Genomic DNA, 23,588 nt, shown 5'->3' with positions numbered 1-23,588 from the left:
ACACACTGTGGAGGTGCAGGATATATGATGTTTGGAAGATTTACGGAACGTGCACAGAAAGTGCTTGCTTTGGCTCAGGAAGAAGCAGTTCGATTGGGACACAACAACATTGGTACAGAGCACATTTTGCTAGGCCTCATTCGTGAAGGTGAAGGAATAGCAGCGAAAGCCTTAATCGGTTTGGGCCTGGGACTGGAAAAAATCCAGGATGAAGTGGAAACGTTGATTGGACGCGGTCAAGAGCAACCGACGAACATTGCCTATACTCCACGTGCCAAAAAAGTCATCGAACTGTCTATGGATGAAGCCCGCAAACTGGGCCATACCTATGTAGGTACAGAACATATTTTGCTTGGTCTTATTCGTGAAGGCGAAGGCGTAGCAGCACGCGTACTGAACAACCTGGGCATCAGTCTGAACAAAGCGCGTCAGCAAGTGCTTCAATTGCTCGGCAGCAGCGAGGCTGTTTCCAGCCATCACGGTGCTCCAGCTAATGTCAGCACGCCAACCCTGGACAGTCTGGCACGCGATCTGACGGCATCTGCGAAGGAAAACAACCTGGACCCTGTTATTGGGCGTAGCAAGGAAATTGAACGCGTAATTCAGGTGCTCAGCCGCCGTACAAAGAACAATCCGGTTCTGATTGGTGAGCCTGGGGTAGGTAAAACGGCGATTGCCGAAGGATTGGCTCAAAAAATCATAGCGAATGAGATTCCCGAAACATTGCGCGACAAGCGCGTAATGACACTGGATATGGGCTCTGTGGTAGCAGGCACCAAGTATCGTGGCGAATTCGAGGATCGTTTGAAAAAAATTATGGACGAGATTCGTCAAGCGGGTAATATCGTGTTGTTCATTGATGAGCTGCATACGCTGATTGGTGCTGGTGGAGCGGAAGGCGCAATTGATGCGTCCAACATCCTGAAACCTGCTCTAGCACGTGGCGAGCTGCAATGCATCGGTGCGACCACGCTGGATGAATACCGCAAATATATTGAGAAAGATGCTGCTTTGGAGCGTCGCTTTCAACCCATTACAGTGGATCAACCTTCTCCAGAAGAGGCGATTCAAATTCTGTATGGTCTGCGTGACCGTTACGAAGCGCATCACCGTGTAAAGATCACAGATGAGGCTATTGAAGCAGCCGTAAAATTGTCAGATCGTTATATCACTGATCGCTTCCTGCCAGATAAGGCTATTGACCTTATTGATGAAGCGGGCTCCAAAGTAAGACTGAATTCTTACACTGTACCGCCAAACCTGAAACAGCTGGAAAACCGTCTGGAAGATATCCGGAAGGAAAAGGATTCAGCGGTACAAAGTCAGGAGTTTGAAAAAGCGGCAGCCCTGCGTGATACAGAGCAAAAAATCCGTGAAGAGCTAGACGTGACCAAAAACCAATGGAAAGAACAACAGGGTCGTACAGATTCTGAAGTTACACCAGAGGATATCGCTCAAGTCGTTGCAATCTGGACAGGTGTTCCAGTCAGCAAGCTGAAAGAGGAAGAAACACACCGCTTGTTGAATATGGAAGAGTTGCTGCATGAGCGGGTAATCGGACAGGACGAAGCAGTTAAGGCAGTAAGCCGGGCGATTCGCCGGGCACGTGCCGGACTGAAAGATCCGAAGCGTCCAATTGGGTCCTTTATTTTCCTCGGTCCAACTGGGGTGGGTAAAACAGAGTTGGCACGCGCCTTGGCTGAATCCATGTTTGGAGATGAAAATGCGGTTATCCGTATTGATATGTCTGAATATATGGAGAAACACTCCACGTCCCGTCTGGTAGGAGCGCCTCCAGGGTACGTTGGATATGAGGAAGGCGGTCAACTGACCGAGAAGGTACGTCGTAAGCCTTACTCTGTTGTATTGCTGGATGAAATTGAAAAAGCACACCCAGAAGTATTCAATATTCTTCTGCAAGTTCTGGAAGATGGTCGTCTAACAGATTCCAAAGGTCGTGTCGTCGATTTCCGTAACACACTCATCATCCTAACATCTAATGTTGGTGCACAGGCTATTAAACGTAACTCCACGCTTGGTTTTACAGCTGTAGTAGACGCTGGGGCGGATTATGATAATATGAAGGGCAAAGTGATGGATGAATTGAAGAAAAGCTTCCGTCCTGAGTTCTTGAACCGGATTGATGAAATTATCGTTTTCCATTCTCTCGAAGAAAAACATATTGCTGAAATTGTGTCACTCATGTCTGAGGAGCTGCGTAAACGCCTGAATGAGTATGAGGTTGACTTCGAGTTGACAGACAACGCTAAAAAATTCCTTGCGAAGGAAGGCTTTGATCCAGCGTATGGTGCGCGTCCATTGCGTCGTGCAATCCAGAAGCATATCGAAGATCGCCTGTCCGAGGAATTGTTGACTGGCAACATTACTAAAGGTGACTCTCTCTTCATTGATGAGGAGAACGGTACATTGACTGTAACCAAAAAGGGTAATGTATCTGCCAAGTCCTAAAGCAGTTTACTAAATAAACAGTAGAAAAGGGTGTCTCGCAGGCTGGAAAGCTATTGCGAAGGCACCCTTTTTGTGTATAAAACACGGTGAAAAGGTTGGGTAAATGCTTTGGGAAAGTTTGTGATATTGCTTTACGTCCGCCAAGCTTCAATGGTAAACTTTTATTGTTACAGCTCTTTCTGGGTTGTATGAACATAAATTTGACATCATCGTCGTCAATAAGGAGCCAGGGAACAAAGTATGGCTAAAGTGAAAACTAAATTTTCCTGTACGGAATGTGGTTATGAATCGCCCAAATGGTACGGGAAATGTCCTGGATGCCAGGCATGGAATTCCATGGTCGAAGAAACGGAAAGCGTTGTAAAAACTCAAGGAATGGGGTCTTCCCTTCTTACTCATAGCACAAAAGACAAGCCACTCCCTATTATAGAGGTGGAGAGCGGTAAAGAAGCACGAATTTTGACGGGAATTGGCGAATTGAATCGAGTACTCGGTGGAGGTGTGGTGCCGGGTTCACTCGTTTTGGTGGGCGGTGATCCGGGAATCGGTAAATCTACGCTTATGCTGCAAACATCTAATGAGCTGGCTTTAACTGGTTTAAAGGTGCTGTACGTGTCTGGTGAGGAATCTGTCCGTCAAACGAAACTACGTGCAGATCGACTCGGTGCCTTGTCCCCCAGCCTATACGTATTATGTGAGACGAATTTGGAGACGATTGAAGAAGCGGTGGACAGCTTGAAGCCGGAGTTTTTGGTCATCGACTCGATACAGACTGTATATTTGCCTGAGGTGACGAGTGCACCAGGTAGTGTGGCTCAGGTGCGGGAATGTACTTCACGCTTTATGCGAATTGCCAAGGGGCTAGGTATTGCTACGGTACTGGTAGGGCATGTGACCAAGGAAGGTGCCATTGCAGGTCCGCGTTTGTTGGAACATATGGTTGATTGTGTGCTTTATTTTGAAGGAGAGCGTCATCATACGTATCGGCTTTTGCGTGCAGTTAAAAATCGTTTTGGTTCTACAAATGAGATTGGTATTTTTGAAATGGCTGAAAGCGGTTTGCGTGAGGTATCCAATCCTTCCGAGTTGTTTCTGTCTGAACGCCCACTAGGGGTGGCGGGTTCTACTGTTGTAGCCAGTATGGAAGGAACCCGGCCTGTATTGGTTGAACTGCAAGCATTGATTGCAGCTACGCATTTTCCATCTCCACGCCGGATGGGCACAGGAGTCGATCATCATCGAATGGGATTAATCATAGCCGTGCTAGAAAAGCGGATGGGCATGTTTTTGCAAAACCAGGACGCTTATCTCAACGTAGCCGGAGGTGTAAAGTTGGATGAACCGGCGGTAGATTTGGCTATAGCTGTGAGTATTGCTTCCAGCTTTAGAGATGCTCCTACCAAGCCGTACGATGTGATTTTTGGCGAGGTGGGACTGACAGGTGAGGTGCGTGCGGTATCCCGAGCAGAACAGCGAGTACGAGAAGCGGAGAAACTAGGTTTCAAACGGGTGATCATGCCAGAGAAAAGCTTGAAGGGCTGGACACATCCGAAAGGGATACAAATTATAGGAGTAGGAACGGTAGCAGATGCACTGGCAGCCGCATTAGATTAGGGGGCATTGAGAATGAAAGAAGCGAGCCAACTGGATAAAATGAACGATTTGCTGCGGCTTGTGGCACCGGGAACTCCCTTTCGCGACGGATTAGAAAACGTTTTGCGTGCCAAAACGGGTGCTCTTCTGGTCGTTGGCTATAGCCCAGAAGTTATGGAAGTCGTGGATGGCGGTTTCTCCATTAATTGTGATTTTTCGCCGAACTATTTGTATGAGTTGGCTAAAATGGACGGCGCAATCATATTAAGCGAGGATTTAAAACGAATTTTATATGCTAATACGCAACTGATTCCTGACTCCTCGATTTCGTCGATTGAAACAGGAATTCGGCACCGGACGGCAGAACGAGTTGCTAAGCAAACTGGTAAACTAGTGGTGTCTATTTCCCAGCGGCGTAATATTATTACCTTGTATCAGGGGACATTACGGTATGCGCTCAAGGAAATCGGGGTTATTTTAACGAAAGCCAATCAGGCTATTCAGACGTTAGAAAAATATAGATCTGTGTTGGGGCAAGCCTCTACGAATTTGACAGCATCTGAATTTGAAGAGCTGGTTACCATGCCGGAGGTCGTTAATGTCATCCAACGGATCGAAATGGTGCTGCGCATCAAAATGGAGATCAAACGATTTATTAACGAGCTCGGAAATGAGGGCCGTCTAATTAGTATGCAGATGGAAGAGCTTGTCAGCAATATTGAGGAAGAAGCATGGTTGTTGTATAAGGATTATGCCAAAGACGATAGCGACGAAAAGATTCGTGAAATTATATTGGGACTCAAACGTTCTACGGACGACGAATTGTTGGATGTGAATCATATTGTACGTTTACTAGGCTACCCTTCTTCAGCTGCGACATCAGAGGAGTATATTGCTGCACGCGGCTATCGGGTACTGAACAAGATACCGCGTTTACCGAATGTGATTATTCATAATCTGGTAGAGCGGTTTGGACGTTTTCCACATGTCATCACAGCAACGATAGAAGAACTGGATGAAGTGGATGGTATTGGAGAGGTTCGTGCGCGTACGATTAAAGAAGGTCTTAAACGTTTGCAGGAACAAGTTTTCATTGACAGGCAAATGTAAATGTAATACAGTGAAAGGATTATAATGGAACAATTCATACATTGAGGTGAAGAGATGATTACCAAATCAATTCCGAACTTGTGTACCTTAGGTAACTTGTTTCTCGGAATGATCGCCATTTTATTGGCTGTAGACGGAAAATACAGTCTTGCCGCTATTATGGTTATTGTCGCCATGTTGTTGGACGGACTGGATGGAAGAATGGCCCGGGTCCTGAATGCCCAAAGCGAATTCGGTAAAGAACTGGACTCCTTATCAGATATGATATCTTTTGGTGTTGCTCCCGCAGTTATTATGTACATGGTTGCTTTTCATGATGCGAATTCGGCTCTCGCTTGGACGGTTACTGCCATTTTCCCGATGTGCGGAGCGTTGCGTTTGGCTCGATTTAACGTACGTCCTGGTGTACCAGGTTATTTTACGGGTCTACCAATTCCGGCAGCAGGTGGCGTATTAGCCACTTTGTCCTTATTCCATAACGATATTTCTTTGTTATACATGTCGATTGCCATGTTGCTGGTCTCTTATTTGATGGTCAGCTCCATGAAATATCCAAATTTTAAAAAGGTTGGCCTCCCGAAAAAAGCAATTTGGGTGGCTCCATGGGTCGTAATTGCAGCGGTGGTGTTGGCTGTTAAATTCCCTGACCAGCTGTCGAAGCTGATTTTTGTGCCACTGGTGCTGTATGCATTGTATGGTATGAAGCTGAACATTCGTAAACTATCACGCAGACGTGGGCGTGATCGGGATCGTTCCAGTCAGGAAGAACAGGACGATCAATATCGTCATTCACAGCGGTAGTATCAAGCAAGTATAAGCATTTATTTCCTTGAATTATTTCAAGGAGATAAATGCTTTTTTTATGCATAAAAAGTGAAAACACAGGGTTAGTTATGTGGGAAATGGATCATACTGGTAAGAGAAATGCTATGTATCCAATAAATAGCAGACTAATGAAAAGAAAATAAAGGAGGTATAGAGATTCAATGTGGAGAAAGGCTATTTTAACTTTTACAGGATTGTGCGGAGCATGGTTTGGCTATACGTTATACCAGCGGGTAGGGGGCATTGTATCGTGGATGCCAGAATGGTTGAGTGATGGGTCTTTACCGGGAATGGTTGTTTGGATGATGGCGGGAGCAGTGTTATTTATGGCCGGGTGCTCATTCGCAGGAGCATCCGTGGCGAACCGGTTGCAACAGGGCATTGAAGGCTTGGTACGAATTCCGATGAACGAGATGATGGCAGGTGTGATTGGTTTAGCGGTGGGATTGATACTTTCCTTAGCAGTCTATCCGCTTTTTTCATGGTTGGGGGCCCCGGGTCAACTTATCCAGACGGCTGTTACCGTGATATGTGGATATGTGGGATTAATGGTTGGACTAGAAAAGCGGGACGAGCTGTCATCCTTTTGGAGTTCTGGCTTTTTTGGTCGGGGAACGGGTGCAGAAGAACGCAAGCTGGAGGAACATAAAATTTTGGACACCAGCGTCATTATAGATGGGCGTATTGCAGATATCTGCAAGACAGGTTTTATTGAAGGAACGATTGTGATTCCTGAATTTGTGTTAGAGGAGCTTCAGCATATTGCAGATTCATCAGATTTACTTAAGCGTAATCGTGGACGACGGGGCCTGGATATTTTGAATAAAATCCAAAAAGAGCTGGATGTGAATGTGCTCATTTACGAAGGTGATTTTGAGGAAATTTCAGAGGTTGACAGTAAGTTGGTCAAGCTGGCAAAGGTGTTACAGGGTAAAGTTGTAACTAACGATTTTAACCTGAATAAAGTATGCGAACTGCAAGGTGTATCAGTGCTGAATATTAACGATTTGGCGAATGCAGTGAAGCCTGTCGTACTACCCGGTGAGGAAATTATGGTGCAGATTATTAAAGACGGCAAGGAGCATGGGCAGGGTGTAGCCTATCTGGATGATGGTACGATGATTGTTGTGGAAGGCGGACGTGACTATATTGGCTCTCTTATGGAGGTGCTGGTCACGAGTGTACTTCAGACCTCGGCCGGACGTATGATCTTTGCCAAACCGAAATTATTGGAAAAAGCTCAATAAACGCGGTATGATGAAGTAGATGTGTTATCATACGGATCGTCCAAGTGCGATCAGGGCAGGAGTTATTTGAATGAACAATCGGGTAGGAGTTGTCATTGTGGCAGCAGGGCGCGGCTCCCGTATGGGGACGCAGGAGAGCAAGCAATTTCTGCTTTTGCGGGACAAGCCCATCTTCATACATACACTTGAAATATTCGCAGCTATGCCCGAAGTGGATGAAATGGTGATGGTGACTGGGACAGCAGATGTGGAACGCTGCCGAGATTGGATTCATCAATACAAAATCGGTAAAAATGTACGGGTGGTAGCTGGTGGCAGTGAACGCCAGCATTCGGTCTATCGCGGTCTGCGCCACTTACAAGCGGATTGGGTGATGGTGCATGATGGTGTGCGTCCACTCATTCAACCTGAGCTTGTACGTTCATGCCTTGAGGCAGCCCAGCGTACTGGTGCTTCTGTAGCGGCAGTACCTGTAAAGGATACGGTCAAGCAAGTGAACGGGGATGGTATCATTACAGCAACGCCGGATCGCCGAAGTCTGTGGAGTATTCAAACGCCACAGACTTTTCGTCTTTCCGATCTGCTGCGAGCCTATGAGGAAGCGGAGCAGTCGAGATTCTTGGGAACAGATGATTCTATGCTGATAGAGCGGCTAGGCATTCCGGTTACTGTCGTTCAAGGCAGCTACAAGAACATCAAAATTACTACACCGGAGGATTTGGATATGGCGGCGCTATGGGTGAAAACAGAGGGAGAGGATATCAAATGATCAGAGTGGGACAAGGATTTGACGTCCACCAGCTGGTGGAAGGAAGGCCATGCATCATCGGAGGTGTGAATATTCCGTATGAAAAAGGTTTATTGGGCCATTCCGATGCAGACGTACTGCTGCATGCCATTAGCGATGCTATCCTGGGCGCGCTTGGCTTGGGAGACATCGGGAAGCATTTTCCAGATAATGACCCAGAATTTAAGGATGCCGACAGTCTTAAGCTACTGGAGCATGTGTGGGGGCTAGCTAAAGAGCGAGGATATCGCTTGGGGAATATTGATTCTACGATTATCGCACAAAAGCCCAAAATGGCATCGTATATTCCGCAGATGAATGAAGTCATCGCTCGGGCGCTGGAAGCAGAGGAGCTATCCCAGGTGAACGTCAAGGCGACCACGACAGAGCAACTCGGGTTTCCCGGCCGGGGTGAAGGAATCGCGGCTCAATCGGTTGTCTGTCTTATCAAGTAAATGCTATCATCTTGAGTAATTCAATTTGGAGGAGATTATATGAGCACGGAAGTTCGTGTACGTTATGCACCAAGCCCTACAGGGCATCTGCACATTGGAAATGCCAGAACGGCATTATTTAATTATTTGTTTGCCCGCAATCAAGGTGGGAAATTTATTATTCGTATCGAAGACACAGATGTGAAGCGCAATATTGAGGGCGGAGAAGAAAGCCAACTTAAATATTTGAAATGGTTGGGTATGGACTGGGATGAGAGCGTAGACGTGGGAGGAGAGTTTGGACCTTATCGTCAGACTGAACGCTTGGACATATATAAAACATACTGGCAGGATTTGCTGGATCGTGGTTTGGCTTACCGCTGTTACTGCACTGAAGAAGAGCTGGAGCGCGAGCGTGAAGAGCAGACGGCACGTGGGGAGACACCGCGCTATTCTGGAAAACATCGTGATCTAACAGAAGAACAGTGCCAGGCATTTGAAGCAGAGGGCCGTGTACCAAGTATTCGTTTTCGTGTACCGGAAGATCGTGAATATACGTTTGACGATATCGTTAAAGGACAAATTACGTTCAATTCCAAGGAAAGCGGCGATTTTGTTATCGTCAAAAAAGACGGTATTCCGACATATAACTTCGCTGTAGCAGTTGACGATTATTTGATGAAAATATCGCATGTACTACGGGGCGAAGACCATGTTTCCAATACACCGCGGCAGTTGATGATCTTTGAAGCTCTCGGGTGGGAACCGCCACGCTTCGGTCATATGACGCTGATTGTAGGTGAGGATCACAAAAAGCTCAGTAAACGTAACGAATCCATTATTCAGTTTATGGAGCAGTATGACAAGTTGGGCTATTTGCCAGAAGCTATATTCAACTTCATCGCACTGCTGGGTTGGTCCCCAGAAGGCGAAGAAGAGATCTATGATCGGGAACAACTGATTTCGATTTTCGATCCTAATCGTTTGTCCAAAAGTCCAGCTGTGTTTGATACAAATAAGCTTGCTTATTTGAACAATCACTATATTAAAAAGGCTGATCCTGAGCGAATTGCCAGCATGGCGATTCCACATCTCCAGACAGCGGGGCTGTTGCCTACTGAGCTGTCTGCGGAACAACTGGATTGGGCTAAGGCCCTTGTTCGCTTATACCAGGAACAGATGACATCTGCGTCCGATATTGTAACGTTGTCTGAGTTGTTTTTCCGTTCACATCTGGAACTGGATGCTGAAGCAGCAACTATATTGGCCGAAGAGCAGGTTCCTGAGGTACTTAGAGCTTTTGCAGGTAAAGTTGAAACGAGTGAGGAATTTACAGCTCCACAAATGGCTAAGCTGATCAAAGAAGTTCAAAAGGAAACCGGTTTTAAGGGAAAACAATTATTCATGCCGATTCGTGTGGCTCTTACAGGCCAAACGCATGGACGGGATCTGAATGAAACTATCTTTTTGCTTGGACGTGACAAGGTACTGGATCGTCTCAAGGCACAAATTAAAGGCTGATATTTCTTGTCAATTTGTTGTCTTTTCGCTATAATGACTCCATTGATACGGATTGATATTTACGTGTAAAGGCTGCGAACAGGAGAAGTACACTGCATAAGGGCATCTGCCAGAGAGGACGGTCGAGGGGGAACCCCAGGCTGAGAGCCGTCCAGTTGACCTGCGGAGGAAATGCGCCTGGGAGCCGTGCGCCCGAACCCTCATTAGCATCAAATGCTGATGTGACAAGGGCGTGCCGATTCGTTCCCGTTACAGGACGCCAAAGACGGATTATCTGCTTTTTATGCAGCAGATATGTTCGAAAGCAGAGTGGGACCACGTTCATGCGTCTCTGCAGCTTAGGCTGCGGAGGCGCTTTTTCTTTTTTATCAGACTCAGACTCGTTATAGATAGAAAAATGTCGAAGAGTGCTGGTGGATGCGAAAATTGGCGGAACGTGAAGTGTTGTGATGATGCGGCAAGGATATGAAGGGAATAGGAGGGCGACATGTTCAGACATTTCAAATCCGACATTCAGACTGTTTTGGATAATGATCCGGCCGCCCGGAGTAAGCTGGAGGTCATTTTTACGTATTCCGGTGTTCATGCCCTTTGGGCACACCGAATCGCACATTGGTTTTATTTGCGAAACTGGTGTACTCTAGCCCGTGTTATATCCCAGGTATCAAGGTTTATGACAGGCATTGAAATTCATCCTGGCGCTCGTATCGGAGATCGGCTGTTCATTGACCATGGCATGGGAGTTGTCATCGGGGAAACCTGTGAGATTGGCGACGATGTCGTATTGTATCAGGGGGTCACACTCGGCGGGACTGGGAAAGAGAAAGGGAAGCGCCATCCGACCATTGGGAATAATGTTGTTATCGGCTCTGGTGCGAAGATATTAGGCTCTTTCACGATTGGGGCACAATCCAACATTGGCTCTAACTCGGTTGTGCTCAAAGAAGTTCCACCAAACAGTACGGTGGTGGGCATCCCGGGGCGAGTTGTCAGACAGGATGGTAGGCGTCCAGACCGACTTAGTCATCAGTTGCCTGATCCGGTTGTGGATTCTATGCGAGAGCTTCAACGGGAAATAGAACGTTTGCGTGCAGAAATGTCTGATTTGAAGGATGGGGCATCCGCTCAGAAACATCAGGTGGCCCAAGAGAATACATTAGAAAAATGATTTTCATGAGGGAGGAACATAACAATGCCGCTTCAAATTTATAATACAATGACGAGGAGTCGGGAGCCCTTTGTGCCACTGGAGCCTGGAAAGGTTAAAATGTATGTATGCGGTCCTACCGTGTATGATTACATTCATATTGGCAATGCACGACCTGTAATTGTATTTGATGTGGTGCGTAGCTACCTGGAGTACTTGGGCTATGATGTAAACTATGTGGTGAATTTTACGGATGTCGATGATAAACTAATCCGCAAAGCTCGGGAACTTGACATGAATGTTTCGGCAGTTGCTGAGAAATTTATTGCTGCCTACCATGAGGATCTGACAGGATTGAATGTTCCTGCTGCCAGTATGAACCCTCGTGTAACAGAGAGCATGGATCTGATTATTGATTTTATTAAGGAATTGGTAGACAAAGACTATGCCTATGAGAATGATGGCGACGTGTTCTATCGGACCAAAAAGTTCAAAGATTACGGACAACTGTCAGGTCAAAATCTGGAAGAGCTTCAGTTCGGAATTCGTATCAATGTGGATGAACGCAAGGAAAATGCCGAGGACTTTGTACTCTGGAAGGCAGCGAAGCCGGGCGAAATTCATTGGTCGAGCCCTTGGGGAAATGGACGACCAGGCTGGCATATCGAATGCTCTGCTATGGCTCGCCATTATTTGGGGGATACACTGGATATTCATGGGGGCGGACAGGATCTGCAATTTCCGCATCATGAATGTGAATGCGCACAATCCGAAGTGATTACAGGTAAGCCATTATCCCGCTACTGGATGCATAACGGATATATTCGCATAGATAATGAAAAAATGTCGAAATCACTCGGTAATGGTATTTTAGTTAAAGATTTGCGCGCTCATCACAAGCCTGAGGCTATACGTTATTTTATGTTGTCGACGCATTACCGAAATCCGTTAAACTACAACCAAGAGACTATGAGTCAGGCGGAGAACAGTGTCGAACGGATCGCCAATGCAGTTGCCAATGTGAAGCATCGTTTAGCTAATGCGCTGAAAGGTAATGAGGGAGTATCGACGGAACTGCAAACGAAGCTCGACGGAATTTTGCAGCAGTTTGGCGAAAAAATGAATGATGATTTCAACACACCTGATGCGATTACTGCTGTATTCGATTGGGTTAGCGAAGCAAACCATTTGTTGCAACGAGATGTCGTACATCAGGCAGAATTACAAGCTGTATTGCATACCTTTCATTCGATGAATAACGTGCTTCGCATTTATTCGGAGCCGAGTGAAGAGTTGCTGGATGACGAAATTGAGCAGTTAATTGCAGAACGTGTCGAAGCTCGTAAGACCAGAAATTGGGGTAGAGCTGACGAAATTCGCGATCTGTTGGCTGCAAAAGGCATTGTGCTTGAAGATACGGCGCAGGGGATGCGGTGGCGGCGAAAATGAATGATAAGCCACTGAACTCAGGAGCATCGGAAGGTACGGGGAACTGGTTCCCGTACCCTGCGTCCAAGCCAGCACGTTTGATGCCTCCCATTGCACTAGCTTACATTGGTGATGCAGTGTACGAGGTAGCTGTCCGGCAATATTTGTTGGCACAGCCTAACCTGCGTCCAAATCATCTGCATCGGCGAGCCACAGGGCTAGTCTCCGCCAAGGCGCAGAGTCGCATGTTAGGGCTATTGGAAAATGTACTGACGGAAGAAGAACGCGATATTGTCCGACAAGGAAGAAATGCTAAATCAGGAAGTTTGCCCAAAAATGCTGATGTGCTTGAGTATCGGCACGCCACTGCACTGGAGGGGTTGATTGGATCTCTTTATTGTGATGGACATTTGGACAGATTAAGAGAGTTGATTACGTACGGAATTGCACAAATGGAAAATACAGGAAAATCATAAATGGGAATGGACTGGATGGAACAAGTATCAGCCGTTTCCCGGGAGGAAGCTAGAGATGGAAGAAGAATGGATTGCCGGTAAGCATTCGGTAACGGAGGCATTGCGTTCAGGCAGAACAATAAATAAAATTTGGATTGCGGATAATGCGCAAAAACATTTGACACTGCCGATTACAGCTGAGGCGAAAAAAGCAGGAATTATTGTTTTGCAGGTGGACAAGCGTAAGCTGGATCAAATGGTTCCGGGCATTCAACATCAGGGAGTGGTCGCGCAAGCTGCGCCTTTTGCCTATGTTGAAGTGGAAGAATTGCTCGCAACTGCTCGTGATAAGGGAGAAGAGCCGTTTTTGATTTTGCTGGATGAGATTGAAGACCCTCATAATTTGGGCTCCATCCTTCGTACAGCGGACTGTACTGGAGCGCATGGTGTTATTGTGCCGAAAAGGCGTTCTGCAGCTGTAACTGTAACGGTGTCCAAAACATCGGCAGGTGCTGTGGAGTACGTTCCGGTGGCGCGTGTAAACAATCTGGGACAAACCATTGATCGTCTTAAAGAAGAAGGTGTATGGGTAGTTGGCACGGATGTTACAGCGACAGACCCTGTCTTTGGGAATGGAGTATTCACGGGACCAGTAGCCATTGTCATTGGTAACGAAAATAAAGGTATGGGCCGTTTGATTCGTGAGAAATGCGATGTACTCGTCAAGCTGCCAATGGCGGGGCAAATTAATTCCCTTAATGCTTCTGTAGCTGCAGGTGTTGTCATGTACGAAGTATTGCGCGGACGACAGGCACGGGGCTAACGATATGGCTGACACGCGGGATGTTCTGCTTGTGGACGGTTACAACATGATTGGAGCCTGGCCCGAACTTTCCGCACTGGTACAATCTGGTATGCAGGAAGCGAGGGACAGACTTCTTGAACGACTGGCGGATCATCAGGCGTATTCCGGCAGAAGAGTCATCGTCGTATTTGATGCTTACAGGGTGCCAGGATTAGGTAAAACTTTTGCTCAGAGCAAAGTCCAGATTTATTTTACCAGAGAAAAAGAAACTGCTGATGAGTGCATCGAGCGATTGGTTCGGGAGCTGAGCAGTAAAAGAAGAAGTATTTACGTAGCGACAAGCGATCAGGTAGAGCAACATGTCGCATTTGGGCAAGGTGCACTTAGGGTGTCGGCGCGAGAATTACTGATCGAGATTGAGGAATCCGAAAGAGAAGTGCAGAAGCGAATCCAGCAGGATAGTGCTAAATTGTCCCGTAACTCGCTAGATGCCAAACTGAGCCCGGAGCTTCGAAAGTTGTTTGAACGATGGAGAAGAGAATAAACCAATAATTGGACGCCACTCCATTTTGAAACCATTGACAATTTTGTTAGCGCTCTTCTTTTTTAGGTTGTTGTGGTTGACGGTATCAGGTTACATCGCGTATACTTGTCGTATATTTGAGAGAGTAACGGGTACCTTGCGTTGCAGCCGGAGGGATTGTTAGTGAGTGTGGACCTCAAGGATATCATGTTGTCAAAGTTTGATTACAAAAATGATGAAGACATTGTCGGAGCAGTCCATGAAGGTGATGGGGAAGCGCTGGAGTTTCTGATCAACAAATACCGGAACTTTGTGCGGGCCAAGGCCAGATCCTACTTCCTGATTGGTGCTGATCGCGAGGATATTATTCAGGAGGGCATGATTGGTCTCTACAAATCCATTCGTGATTTTAAGGGAGACAAGCTTGCTTCGTTCAAGGCTTTCGCCGAGTTGTGCATTACACGACAGATTATTACGGCAATTAAGACGGCTACACGACAAAAGCACATTCCTCTGAACTCTTACGTGTCTCTGGACAAGCCCATCTATGATGAAGAGTCAGACCGGACGTTGCTCGATGTGATTTGCGGAACACAAGTAAGTGACCCTGAAGAGCTGATCATCAATCAGGAAGAATTTGTGGGCCTTGAGGACAAGATGTCCGAGATTCTGAGCGAACTGGAACGCAAGGTACTTATGTTGTATCTGGACGGACGTTCGTATCAGGAGATTGCAGAGGATCTTGACCGCCATGTGAAATCCATTGATAACGCGCTGCAACGGGTCAAGCGTAAACTTGAAAAGTATCTGGAAGTAAGAGATAGTTGAAAGTAGAGGCTGACAGGGAAAAAGGCTCGAGTCCGAGTCTTTTTTTATTCGTTATAGGTAGGCTATGCAGGTTTATAAGTGTTACAAATGATTTATACTAAAAAAGACGAATAATAGATATCGCCTTGATTTTTGAAGCGGCTTTTCAGAGAATAGTTTTAAAGGATGCACAGATGTTAAAATGCACCACAGTCGGGACTGCGAATTGTATGTAAACATTCGTTGACATGGAAAACCCCGTGTGATAAAGTGTTTTAGGTAGGCCTAAATTCGCGGTTTTTTTTAGGATCAATTATGAGACTTCCGGTGTTGGATGTCTTCGGGAGGTGCACATCATGCGGGTAATTATTACTTTGGCTTGTACAACATGCAAACAAAGAAATTACACAACGACGAAAAACAAGCGTAATCACCCCGACCGCATGGAGATGAAGAAATTCTGTAAGTCCTGTAACGAACAGACTTCTCATCGGGAAACCAGATAGTTTTTGGAGGTGTAGTCGGCGTGAAACGCAGTTTCAAGTCTCTGTTTTCCTTTTTCTCTGAAAGCTGGGCTGAACTCAAGAAGGTTCGCTGGCCCAATCGTAAAGAACTGACCAACTATACGCTGATTGTCATAGGGACAATTGCGTTCGTCACGATTTATTTTTGGGTTCTCGACATCGGCATTTCCGCTGTGATCGAAGCGATTATCTAGGAAGGGTTCCAGGTGGCTTGATATGGAAAAAAGATGGTACGTCGTTCATACCTATTCAGGGTATGAGAACAAAGTCAAAGCCAATTTGGAAAAACGCGTTGAGTCCATGGGCATGGAAGACAAGATATTCCGTGTTCTTGTTCCTATGGAAGAAGAACTGGTAACCAAGGACGGTAAGAAAAAAACCGTTATGCGTAAAGTCTACCCTGGTTATGTCTTAGTCGAAATGGTTCAAACCGACGACTCTTGGTATGTTGTACGCAACACACCAGGTGTTACGGGATTTGTAGGGTCAACAGGCTCGGGTTCCAAACCGACGCCATTGCTTCCAGAAGAAGTTGAACAGATTCTGAAGCATATGGGCATGGTAGAGCCGAAACCGAAGATTGAATTCGATGTTAAGGAATCCGTGCGAATTAAAGTTGGTCCTTTTGCGAATTTTGTGGGCTCCGTGGAAGAAATTTTGGTTGAGAAGAGTAAGCTTAAAGTTCACGTCAATATGTTTGGACGGGAAACCCCGCTTGAGTTGGATTATACTCAAGTGGAGAAAATATAGATTTTTCTTACAGGTTTCTTGTGGGAGGATCGATAGGTCCGTCTACCACTATTGAGTCAAGGAGGTGTCATCCATGGCAAAAAAGGTAATTAAAATGGTAAAACTGCAGATTCCTGCAGGGAAAGCTAATCCAGCGCCTCCAGTAGGTCCAGCTTTGGGTCAAGCAGGTGTCAACATCATGGCATTCTGTAAAGAGTTCAATGCTCGTACTGCTGATCAAGCAGGCCTGATTATTCCGGTTGAAATTTCGGTATTTGAGGATCGTTCTTTTACGTTCATCACCAAAACTCCACCGGCTGCTGTTCTGTTGAAAGTTGCTGCTAAAATCGAAAAAGGTTCCGGTGAACCGAATAAAACGAAAGTTGCAACTGTAAATCGCGCTGCTGTTCGTCAAATTGCAGAGCAAAAAATGCCTGACCTTAACGCAGCTTCCGTAGAATCGGCAATGCGTATGGTTGAAGGTACTGCTCGCAGCATGGGTATCACCATCGTAGATTAATTTTATTAATCTACGTGTGCCGGCAGTTTGACTGTCCGGCAAGTGTGGGAGGAATATCCGCTAATACCACATAAGGAGGAAAACATTATGGCTAAACATGGTAAGAAGTACCTGGAAGCTGCTAAGCTGATTGACAGCGAAGCAACTTACGAGCCTTTAGAAGCCGTTGAACTGGTGAAAAAGGCTGCGACTGCTAAATTCGACGAAACCGTTGAAGCTGCAGTTCGTCTGGGCGTAGATTCCCGTAAACAAGACCAGGCTGTTCGTGGTGTTGTTGTCCTGCCGCATGGTACGGGTAAAACACAACGCGTTCTGGTATTTGCAAAAGGTGACAAAGTGAAAGAAGCGGAAGCTGCTGGCGCTGATTTTGTTGGCGATCAAGATATGATCAACAAAATCCAACAAGGCTGGTTTGAATTCGACGTCTGCGTTGCGACACCTGATATGATGAGTGAGGTTGGTAAACTGGGTCGTTTGCTCGGTGGTAAAGGTTTGATGCCTAACCCTAAAGCAGGCACAGTTACTTTCGACGTTGCCAAGGCTGTTCAAGAAATTAAAGCCGGTAAAATCGAATACCGTCTCGACAAAGCCGGTCAAATTCATGCGCCAATCGGCAAAGCTTCCTTCAGTGCTGAACAGCTGAACGAGAACCTTAAAGCCTTGGTTGAAGCCTTGAACCGTGCGAAGCCAGCGGCTGCTAAAGGTGTATACCTGAAAAACATCGCTATTTCTTCGACTATGGGACCAAGTGCACGTGTGAACGCATCTGTTTACAGATAATATTTTGATTGACATGTTCAATCAAAATTGTTATTCTATAAAAGTTGTGAGTCCTTGTGACTGACCATTAAAGTTGAATATGCTTACCGTAGACAGTAGGTGCCTTAGGGCTTAATTTCCTACCGAGGTGTTATGATAGAACGTTTCATGTGACGGGCTTGTCCCGTCCATGTAGATTTATCAAGCCTTCGTACTCTACGGAGGCTTTTTTCATGCTTATGAAAGCAAGCTTTGTGAGATCACCAGATCGGGTGCTTCGAACAAAGCGGATAAATTGATCAGGAGGTGTACAGTTTGGCAAATGCAAAGGTGATTCAAGCAAAACAAGAAGCTGTTGAAGTTGTAGCTGCGAAATTGCGTGAGAGCGTAACGACTGTGGTTGCAGACTATCGCGGTCTGAATGTTGCCCAAGTAACTGAGCTGCGTAAGCAGCTTCGCGAAGCCGGAATCGAATTTCAAGTGCTGAAAAACACACTGCTCCGCCGTGCAACTGCGGCAGCAGAATTGACTGAACTGGACGCAGTATTGACAGGTCCTACTGCAATCGCGTTCGGCAAAGATGATGCAGTGTCTGCAGCTAAAATCTTGAACGATTTCGCTAAGAAGAACAATGCACTGGAACTGAAAGGTGCAGTTGTAGAAGGTCGCGTTATCGGTGTTGAGGAAATCAAAGCACTGGCAGAACTGCCATCCCGCGAAGGTCTCCTTTCCATGCTCCTCAGCGTGCTTCAAGCTCCTGTGCGCAACTTCGCGCTTGCAGTTAAAGCTGTTGCAGAAAAAGAAGAGCAAAGCGCATAAGTTAGGGATTAAACCTGCTGTATAGCAGTTGAGAACAAAAAAATACGAATTTAAATGGAGGTTCAACCATGAGTAAAGAGCAAATCTTGGAAGCAATTAAAGGTATGTCCGTATTGGAACTGAACGATCTCGTGAAAGCAATCGAAGAAGAATTCGGCGTAACTGCAGCAGCTCCAGTAGCTGTAGCAGGTGGCGCAGCAGGTGGCGCAGCTGAAGCTGAGCAATCCGAGTTCGACGTAATCTTGACAAGCGCTGGCGGTTCCAAAATCAACGTTATCAAAGCAGTTCGCGAAATCACAGGTCTTGGCCTGAAAGAAGCAAAAGAACTGGTTGACAACGCTCCAAAACCACTGAAAGAAAAAATCGCTAAAGAAGAAGCTGAATCCATTAAAGCAAAATTGGAAGAAGCAGGCGCTTCTGTAGAAGTGAAATAATTGACTGCTTTCTAGCAGACAATGAACTAAAACAAACCCCTTGAGGTGATCTTCAAGGGGTTTGTTGCTGTAAAACGGTAGTGCCAGCATGTCTGAAAGGTAATTGTAAAGGCTATGATGGTAGTACAACCGAAAGAGGTGGGCATGAATGGCTGATCATTACTACTCCAAGCGGCCAGAGACGGCGCATGAAAGACGGAGCCTGGAAACAGTGCTGCGGGGGCGGTCATACCGTTTTGTCAGCGATTCAGGCGTTTTTTCGAAGCAGGGCATTGATTATGGGAGTCGCGTGCTGATTGAAGCGATGCAGCTTCCTGCACAAGCCTCGGTATTAGATGTAGGATGCGGTTACGGGCCGATTGGTTTGGCGGCAGCCGCGCTTGTCCCAGAAGGACACGTCACAATGGTTGATATTAATGAGCGAGCCGTTCAACTAGCGATAGAGAATGCGGAACGTAATGGGGTTAAGAATGTCACCGTTAAGCAAAGCGATTTGTTTGCGGAAGTGAAGAATGAACGTTTTGACGTAATTTTGACGAATCCTCCTATACGTGCAGGAAAAGAAACAGTGCATACCATTTTTGAACTTGCTTATGAGCATTTAAATGAGGGTGGAACTTTGTGGGTAGTCATTCAGAAAAAGCAGGGGGCCCCTTCGGCGAGTGCTAAGATAGAGAGTCTTTTCGGTCATGTGGAGGAAGTTACAAAGGATAAAGGCTATCGAATTTTGAAGGCCAAAAAAAGTTTTTAAGAAAATGCAATAGGACCATTGACTTGAATCCTGGTCTGTGATATCATTATAAAATGTCAGTATTAGGATGCCCTCCATGGCTTTAGTTTGTTGAAATGTCAATAGATTTATGCGTAGTAGGTATAGTATTTATCGCTATTACGTATAATACAACCATTTTGGGCAAATCTACAAGTGATGAAGATCTTCCGGTAAGAGGATTCTGCAGATACGTTGCTCTTTTTTCGAATGCATTCGAGTAAGGGCTTTTCTGTATTTGTAAGATTGAATCTTCTGTATGTGTCTTATTATAAGGTCACAAACAGAGGTTCGCAATGTATTTTTAAAGTGAGTAGACATGAGGGGTGAGTTTAAGTTGGCAGGACATCTTGTTCAATATGGTCGACGCACTCGGCGCAGTTATGCACGTATTAATGAGGTACTCGAGGTTCCGAACCTGATTGAGATCCAACAAAAATCCTATGATTGGTTTTTGGAGGAAGGATTACGGGAAATGTTTCGGGATATTTCACCAATTCAAGATTTCACTGGAAATCTGATTTTGGAGTTTATCGACTATTCTCTCGGAGAACCCAAATATACCGTTGACGACGCAAAGGAACGCGACGTTACGTATGCAGCACCGCTTCGGGTAAAAGTCCGGCTTATTAATAAAGAGACCGGGGAAGTGAAAGAGCAGGAAGTATTCATGGGAGACTTCCCGCTGATGACTGAAACGGGTACGTTTATTATTAACGGTGCGGAACGGGTTATTGTCAGCCAGTTGGTTCGCTCTCCCAGCGTCTATTTCAGCACAAAAGTCGACAAGAATGCGAAAACAACATACACCGCAACGGTAATTCCTAACCGGGGGGCTTGGCTCGAACTGGAGATGGATGCGAAGGATATTATCTATGTCCGGATTGACCGTACCCGTAAAATTCCGGTTACGGTGTTGCTGCGTGCACTTGGCTTTGGCACTGATGCTGAGATTCTGGATTTGCTCGGCAATGACGAATATATCCGCAACACACTTGATAAAGACAATACGGATTCCACGGAGAAAGCGCTGATTGAAATTTATGAGCGTCTTCGCCCGGGTGAGCCACCTACACTGGATAACGCAAAGAGCTTGCTTGTTGCACGCTTCTTTGATCCAAAACGTTATGATCTGGCCAACGTAGGCCGTTACAAAATCAATAAAAAGCTTCACATCAAAAACCGTCTGTTCAATCAACGTCTTGCTGAGACATTGATTGATACAACAACTGGTGAAATTATCGCTGAAGCAGGACAAATGGTGGATCGTCGCCTGTTGGACGAGATTTTGGCCCAACTGGAGGAATCAGTAGGACACCGCACGTATCATGTTGCTAGCGGCGTGCTGGAAAGCAATGATATTCCACTTCAAACGATTGATGTATTCTCGCCAATTGAGGACGGTAAAGTAGTAAAACTGATTGCTAACGGAAATATTGATAAATCGGTTAAGAATATTACGCCTGCCGATATTATTTCCTCCATCAGTTATTTTATTAACTTGCTTCACGGTATCGGAAGTACGGACGATATTGACCATTTGGGTAACCGTCGTTTACGTTCTGTAGGTGAGTTGCTCCAAAACCAGTTCCGTATCGGTTTATCCCGTATGGAACGCGTGGTGCGTGAAAGAATGTCGATTCAGGATGCTAATGTAATTACGCCACAAGCGTTGATTAACATACGTCCAGTAATTGCTTCGATTAAAGAGTTTTTTGGTAGCTCGCAGCTGTCACAGTTTATGGATCAGACAAACCCGCTTGCTGAATTAACGCACAAACGTCGTCTGTCCGCACTCGGACCCGGCGGTTTGACGCGTGAACGCGCAGGCATGGAAGTGCGTGACGTCCATCCAAGTCACTACGGCCGTATGTGTCCTATCGAGACACCAGAGGGACCAAACATTGGTTTGATCAACTCTTTGTCCACATTTGCACGTATCAACGAGTACGGATTTATCGAAGCTCCTTATCGTTGGGTAGATCCGAAAACCGGAAAAGTTACAGACCAGATTGATTACCTGACTGCTGATGAAGAAGATAACTACATCGTAGCTCAGGCGAACGCGGAATTGACGGAGGAAAACACCTTTAAGGATGAGGTCGTCATTGTCCGTTATAACAAACAGTCTGATAACATTATTCCAATGGCTAGTAGCCGTGTCGATTACATGGACGTATCACCTAAACAGGTCGTATCAGTTGCGACAGCACTGATTCCGTTTCTGGAGAATGATGACTCTAACCGCGCATTGATGGGTTCCAACATGCAACGTCAGGCTGTCCCACTTTTGATTCCAAAGTCTCCATTGGTCGGAACAGGAATGGAGCACAAGTCTGCAAAAGATTCTGGTGTTTGCATTGTATCCAAATACAACGGAGTTATCGAACGCTCTTCGGCTAACGAAATTTGGTTGCGTCGTATCGAAACTGTAGATGGTGCTGAAGTGAAGGGCGACATTGTTAAGTATAAATTACACAAATTCATGCGATCTAACCAAGGAACTTGCATTAACCAACGTCCGATTGTGAACAGAGGAGATATTGTCAAAGTTGGCGATATTCTTGCGGATGGTCCATCTACAGAGATGGGTGAGTTGGCGTTGGGACGTAACGTTGTCGTTGCCTTCATGACTTGGGAAGGTTACAACTACGAGGATGCGATCCTGCTGAGTGAGAAACTGGTCAAGGAGGATGTATACACCTCGATCCATATTGAGGAATACGAATCCGAGGCTCGTGACACGAAACTTGGACCTGAAGAAATCACTCGTGACATTCCAAATGTCGGTGAAGAGGCGCTTCGCAACTTGGATGAGCGTGGAATCATTCGTATTGGTGCCGAAATCGGTGCAGGTGACATTCTTGTTGGTAAAGTTACACCTAAAGGTGTGACTGAATTGACAGCTGAAGAACGTCTCTTACACGCAATCTTTGGTGAGAAGGCACGCGAGGTTCGCGATACTTCTTTGAGAGTTCCTCACGGAACAGATGGGATTGTTGTAGATGTAAAGGTGTTTACACGTGAAAATGGCGATGAACTGCCACCAGGTGTAAATCAGTTGGTTCGTGTATATATTGCTCAAAAACGTAAAATCTCCGAAGGCGATAAAATGGCTGGACGTCACGGTAACAAGGGTGTTGTTGCCCGTATTTTGCCTGAAGAAGATATGCCGTTCCTGCCGGATGGCACACCAGTACAGGTCGTTCTGAACCCGCTGGGGGTACCTTCACGGATGAACATCGGACAGGTGCTTGAAGTCCATCTGGGTATGGCTGCAATGCGTCTTGGTATTCATGTGGCAACTCCAGTATTCGATGGTGCCAAGGAGTATGACGTGTTCGATACAATGGAAGAGGCAGGCATGCAGCGTAATGGTAAGACTGTGTTGTATGACGGACGTACGGGTGATCGTTTTGAACGTGAAGTTACTGTCGGTGTCATGCACATGATCAAACTGGCGCACATGGTCGATGATAAAATCCATGCTCGTTCTACAGGTCCTTACTCTCTCGTTACGCAGCAACCATTGGGTGGTAAAGCTCAATTCGGTGGACAGCGCTTCGGGGAGATGGAAGTATGGGCATTGGAAGCCTACGGCGCGGCGTACACGCTTCAGGAAATTTTGACTGTGAAATCCGATGATGTGGTTGGACGTGTTAAAACTTACGAATCCATTGTCAAAGGTGAAAATGTACCTGAACCGGGTGTTCCAGAATCATTTAAGGTCTTGATCAAAGAGCTGCAAAGCTTGGGTATGGACGTGAAGATTCTGTCTGAAGACGAACAAGAGATCGAAATGAGAGAGCTTGATGATGAGGATGACACAAGCGGCGATAAGCTGAGTTTGAATCTGGAAGGCTCTGAGGTTGGCGTAGAGTAG

The 23,588-nt window shown here is 46.1% G+C and carries 23 protein-coding genes and 1 other annotated feature; all 23 genes read left to right on the top strand.

Annotation, left to right across the window (positions count from 1 at the left end; translation table 11 throughout):
- Nucleotides 1-24 precede the first annotated feature (24 nt).
- On the top strand, nucleotides 25-2,469 hold the full coding sequence (gene clpC, locus MKY98_RS23385) for an ATP-dependent protease ATP-binding subunit ClpC (protein WP_069011499.1): 2,445 nt from the start codon (nucleotides 25-27) through the stop codon (nucleotides 2,467-2,469).
- A 240-nt stretch (nucleotides 2,470-2,709) separates the two neighbouring features.
- Entirely contained in the window at nucleotides 2,710-4,083 is a 1,374-nt protein-coding gene (radA, locus tag MKY98_RS23380) for a DNA repair protein RadA (RefSeq protein WP_029514504.1), read from the top strand.
- 12 nt (nucleotides 4,084-4,095) lie between these two features.
- Complete coding sequence (gene disA, locus MKY98_RS23375) at nucleotides 4,096-5,172, top strand: DNA integrity scanning diadenylate cyclase DisA (RefSeq protein WP_013312183.1); 1,077 nt, start codon at nucleotides 4,096-4,098, stop codon at nucleotides 5,170-5,172.
- Nucleotides 5,173-5,226: 54 nt separating this feature from the next.
- Entirely contained in the window at nucleotides 5,227-5,973 is a 747-nt protein-coding gene (gene pssA / locus MKY98_RS23370) for a CDP-diacylglycerol--serine O-phosphatidyltransferase (protein ID WP_069011498.1), read from the top strand.
- A 185-nt stretch (nucleotides 5,974-6,158) separates the two neighbouring features.
- Entirely contained in the window at nucleotides 6,159-7,244 is a 1,086-nt protein-coding gene (locus MKY98_RS23365; protein WP_029514502.1) for a PIN/TRAM domain-containing protein, read from the top strand.
- A gap of 70 nt (nucleotides 7,245-7,314) precedes the next feature.
- On the top strand, nucleotides 7,315-8,013 hold the full coding sequence (gene ispD / locus MKY98_RS23360; protein WP_029514501.1) for a 2-C-methyl-D-erythritol 4-phosphate cytidylyltransferase: 699 nt from the start codon (nucleotides 7,315-7,317) through the stop codon (nucleotides 8,011-8,013).
- Nucleotides 8,010-8,486, top strand: coding sequence for a 2-C-methyl-D-erythritol 2,4-cyclodiphosphate synthase (gene ispF / locus MKY98_RS23355; RefSeq protein ID WP_025723806.1), 477 nt, complete (start codon nucleotides 8,010-8,012; stop codon nucleotides 8,484-8,486). Before ispD ends, ispF begins: the two co-directional genes overlap by 4 nt.
- Nucleotides 8,487-8,525: 39 nt before the next feature.
- Nucleotides 8,526-9,986, top strand: coding sequence for a glutamate--tRNA ligase (gene gltX / locus MKY98_RS23350; RefSeq protein WP_069011497.1), 1,461 nt, complete (start codon nucleotides 8,526-8,528; stop codon nucleotides 9,984-9,986).
- 487 nt (nucleotides 9,987-10,473) lie between these two features.
- Complete coding sequence (cysE, locus tag MKY98_RS23345; protein ID WP_029514499.1) at nucleotides 10,474-11,154, top strand: serine O-acetyltransferase; 681 nt, start codon at nucleotides 10,474-10,476, stop codon at nucleotides 11,152-11,154.
- A 24-nt stretch (nucleotides 11,155-11,178) separates the two neighbouring features.
- Nucleotides 11,179-12,582 carry a cysteine--tRNA ligase gene (cysS, locus tag MKY98_RS23340; protein WP_029514498.1) on the top strand — a complete coding sequence of 468 codons (1,404 nt, stop codon included), beginning with the start codon at nucleotides 11,179-11,181 and terminating at the stop codon, nucleotides 12,580-12,582.
- Nucleotides 12,579-13,037 (top strand): Mini-ribonuclease 3, encoded by a 459-nt coding sequence (locus MKY98_RS23335; RefSeq protein ID WP_029514497.1) that lies wholly within the window; start codon nucleotides 12,579-12,581, stop codon nucleotides 13,035-13,037. The genes cysS and MKY98_RS23335 overlap by 4 nt, the downstream gene beginning before the upstream one ends.
- 55 nt (nucleotides 13,038-13,092) lie before the next feature.
- Nucleotides 13,093-13,839: a 23S rRNA (guanosine(2251)-2'-O)-methyltransferase RlmB gene (gene rlmB, locus MKY98_RS23330; RefSeq protein ID WP_013312173.1), complete on the top strand. Its 747-nt coding sequence runs from the start codon at nucleotides 13,093-13,095 to the stop codon at nucleotides 13,837-13,839.
- A gap of 4 nt (nucleotides 13,840-13,843) precedes the next feature.
- Nucleotides 13,844-14,365 (top strand): NYN domain-containing protein, encoded by a 522-nt coding sequence (locus tag MKY98_RS23325; RefSeq protein ID WP_007432599.1) that lies wholly within the window; start codon nucleotides 13,844-13,846, stop codon nucleotides 14,363-14,365.
- Between the two features lie 162 nt (nucleotides 14,366-14,527).
- Complete coding sequence (gene sigH, locus MKY98_RS23320) at nucleotides 14,528-15,172, top strand: RNA polymerase sporulation sigma factor SigH (protein ID WP_016324748.1); 645 nt, start codon at nucleotides 14,528-14,530, stop codon at nucleotides 15,170-15,172.
- Between the two features lie 335 nt (nucleotides 15,173-15,507).
- A complete protein-coding gene (rpmG, locus tag MKY98_RS23315) occupies nucleotides 15,508-15,657 on the top strand; it encodes a 50S ribosomal protein L33 (protein ID WP_023990562.1) in 150 nt (49 codons plus the stop codon).
- Nucleotides 15,658-15,677: 20 nt separating this feature from the next.
- On the top strand, nucleotides 15,678-15,869 hold the full coding sequence (secE, locus tag MKY98_RS23310; protein WP_013312170.1) for a preprotein translocase subunit SecE: 192 nt from the start codon (nucleotides 15,678-15,680) through the stop codon (nucleotides 15,867-15,869).
- A 22-nt stretch (nucleotides 15,870-15,891) separates the two neighbouring features.
- Complete coding sequence (gene nusG / locus MKY98_RS23305; protein ID WP_007432596.1) at nucleotides 15,892-16,425, top strand: transcription termination/antitermination protein NusG; 534 nt, start codon at nucleotides 15,892-15,894, stop codon at nucleotides 16,423-16,425.
- A gap of 73 nt (nucleotides 16,426-16,498) precedes the next feature.
- Nucleotides 16,499-16,924, top strand: a complete 426-nt coding sequence (gene rplK, locus MKY98_RS23300) for a 50S ribosomal protein L11 (RefSeq protein WP_007432595.1) — start codon at nucleotides 16,499-16,501, stop codon at nucleotides 16,922-16,924.
- 87 nt (nucleotides 16,925-17,011) lie between these two features.
- Nucleotides 17,012-17,704: a 50S ribosomal protein L1 gene (gene rplA, locus MKY98_RS23295; protein WP_013312169.1), complete on the top strand. Its 693-nt coding sequence runs from the start codon at nucleotides 17,012-17,014 to the stop codon at nucleotides 17,702-17,704.
- A gap of 68 nt (nucleotides 17,705-17,772) precedes the next feature.
- Nucleotides 17,773-17,924, top strand: a sequence feature (ribosomal protein L10 leader region).
- A gap of 74 nt (nucleotides 17,925-17,998) precedes the next feature.
- Entirely contained in the window at nucleotides 17,999-18,502 is a 504-nt protein-coding gene (gene rplJ, locus MKY98_RS23290; protein WP_013312168.1) for a 50S ribosomal protein L10, read from the top strand.
- 68 nt (nucleotides 18,503-18,570) lie between these two features.
- Nucleotides 18,571-18,936: a 50S ribosomal protein L7/L12 gene (rplL, locus tag MKY98_RS23285; RefSeq protein WP_029514495.1), complete on the top strand. Its 366-nt coding sequence runs from the start codon at nucleotides 18,571-18,573 to the stop codon at nucleotides 18,934-18,936.
- A 148-nt stretch (nucleotides 18,937-19,084) separates the two neighbouring features.
- Nucleotides 19,085-19,687 carry a class I SAM-dependent methyltransferase gene (locus MKY98_RS23280; RefSeq protein WP_029514494.1) on the top strand — a complete coding sequence of 201 codons (603 nt, stop codon included), beginning with the start codon at nucleotides 19,085-19,087 and terminating at the stop codon, nucleotides 19,685-19,687.
- A 355-nt stretch (nucleotides 19,688-20,042) separates the two neighbouring features.
- Nucleotides 20,043-23,588, top strand: coding sequence for a DNA-directed RNA polymerase subunit beta (gene rpoB, locus MKY98_RS23275; protein ID WP_029514493.1), 3,546 nt, complete (start codon nucleotides 20,043-20,045; stop codon nucleotides 23,586-23,588).

Origin of the sequence: Paenibacillus sp. FSL M8-0228 (assembly GCF_038007385.1) — a bacterium.
In the GTDB taxonomy this organism is placed as follows: Bacteria; Bacillota; Bacilli; order Paenibacillales; family Paenibacillaceae; genus Paenibacillus; species Paenibacillus polymyxa_D.
Note: the sequence above shows the minus strand (reverse complement) of the source record. Positions and strands in the feature narration are given on the sequence as shown.

What these genes read in the sequence shown, in the direction of transcription:
- disA (WP_013312183.1), top strand. Translation starts at nt 4,096, where the DNA reads ATGAAAGAAGCGAGCCAACTGGATAAAATGAACGATTTGCTGCGGCTT.
- rplL (WP_029514495.1), top strand. Translation starts at nt 18,571, where the DNA reads ATGAGTAAAGAGCAAATCTTGGAAGCAATTAAAGGTATGTCCGTATTG.
- MKY98_RS23325 (WP_007432599.1), top strand. Translation starts at nt 13,844, where the DNA reads ATGGCTGACACGCGGGATGTTCTGCTTGTGGACGGTTACAACATGATT.
- nusG (WP_007432596.1), top strand. Translation starts at nt 15,892, where the DNA reads ATGGAAAAAAGATGGTACGTCGTTCATACCTATTCAGGGTATGAGAAC.
- MKY98_RS23365 (WP_029514502.1), top strand. Translation starts at nt 6,159, where the DNA reads ATGTGGAGAAAGGCTATTTTAACTTTTACAGGATTGTGCGGAGCATGG.
- cysS (WP_029514498.1), top strand. Translation starts at nt 11,179, where the DNA reads ATGCCGCTTCAAATTTATAATACAATGACGAGGAGTCGGGAGCCCTTT.
- ispD (WP_029514501.1), top strand. Translation starts at nt 7,315, where the DNA reads ATGAACAATCGGGTAGGAGTTGTCATTGTGGCAGCAGGGCGCGGCTCC.
- pssA (WP_069011498.1), top strand. Translation starts at nt 5,227, where the DNA reads ATGATTACCAAATCAATTCCGAACTTGTGTACCTTAGGTAACTTGTTT.
- gltX (WP_069011497.1), top strand. Translation starts at nt 8,526, where the DNA reads ATGAGCACGGAAGTTCGTGTACGTTATGCACCAAGCCCTACAGGGCAT.
- MKY98_RS23280 (WP_029514494.1), top strand. Translation starts at nt 19,085, where the DNA reads ATGGCTGATCATTACTACTCCAAGCGGCCAGAGACGGCGCATGAAAGA.
- ispF (WP_025723806.1), top strand. Translation starts at nt 8,010, where the DNA reads ATGATCAGAGTGGGACAAGGATTTGACGTCCACCAGCTGGTGGAAGGA.
- rlmB (WP_013312173.1), top strand. Translation starts at nt 13,093, where the DNA reads ATGGAAGAAGAATGGATTGCCGGTAAGCATTCGGTAACGGAGGCATTG.
- clpC (WP_069011499.1), top strand. Translation starts at nt 25, where the DNA reads ATGATGTTTGGAAGATTTACGGAACGTGCACAGAAAGTGCTTGCTTTG.
- rplA (WP_013312169.1), top strand. Translation starts at nt 17,012, where the DNA reads ATGGCTAAACATGGTAAGAAGTACCTGGAAGCTGCTAAGCTGATTGAC.
- radA (WP_029514504.1), top strand. Translation starts at nt 2,710, where the DNA reads ATGGCTAAAGTGAAAACTAAATTTTCCTGTACGGAATGTGGTTATGAA.
- cysE (WP_029514499.1), top strand. Translation starts at nt 10,474, where the DNA reads ATGTTCAGACATTTCAAATCCGACATTCAGACTGTTTTGGATAATGAT.
- rplK (WP_007432595.1), top strand. Translation starts at nt 16,499, where the DNA reads ATGGCAAAAAAGGTAATTAAAATGGTAAAACTGCAGATTCCTGCAGGG.
- MKY98_RS23335 (WP_029514497.1), top strand. Translation starts at nt 12,579, where the DNA reads ATGAATGATAAGCCACTGAACTCAGGAGCATCGGAAGGTACGGGGAAC.
- rpmG (WP_023990562.1), top strand. Translation starts at nt 15,508, where the DNA reads ATGCGGGTAATTATTACTTTGGCTTGTACAACATGCAAACAAAGAAAT.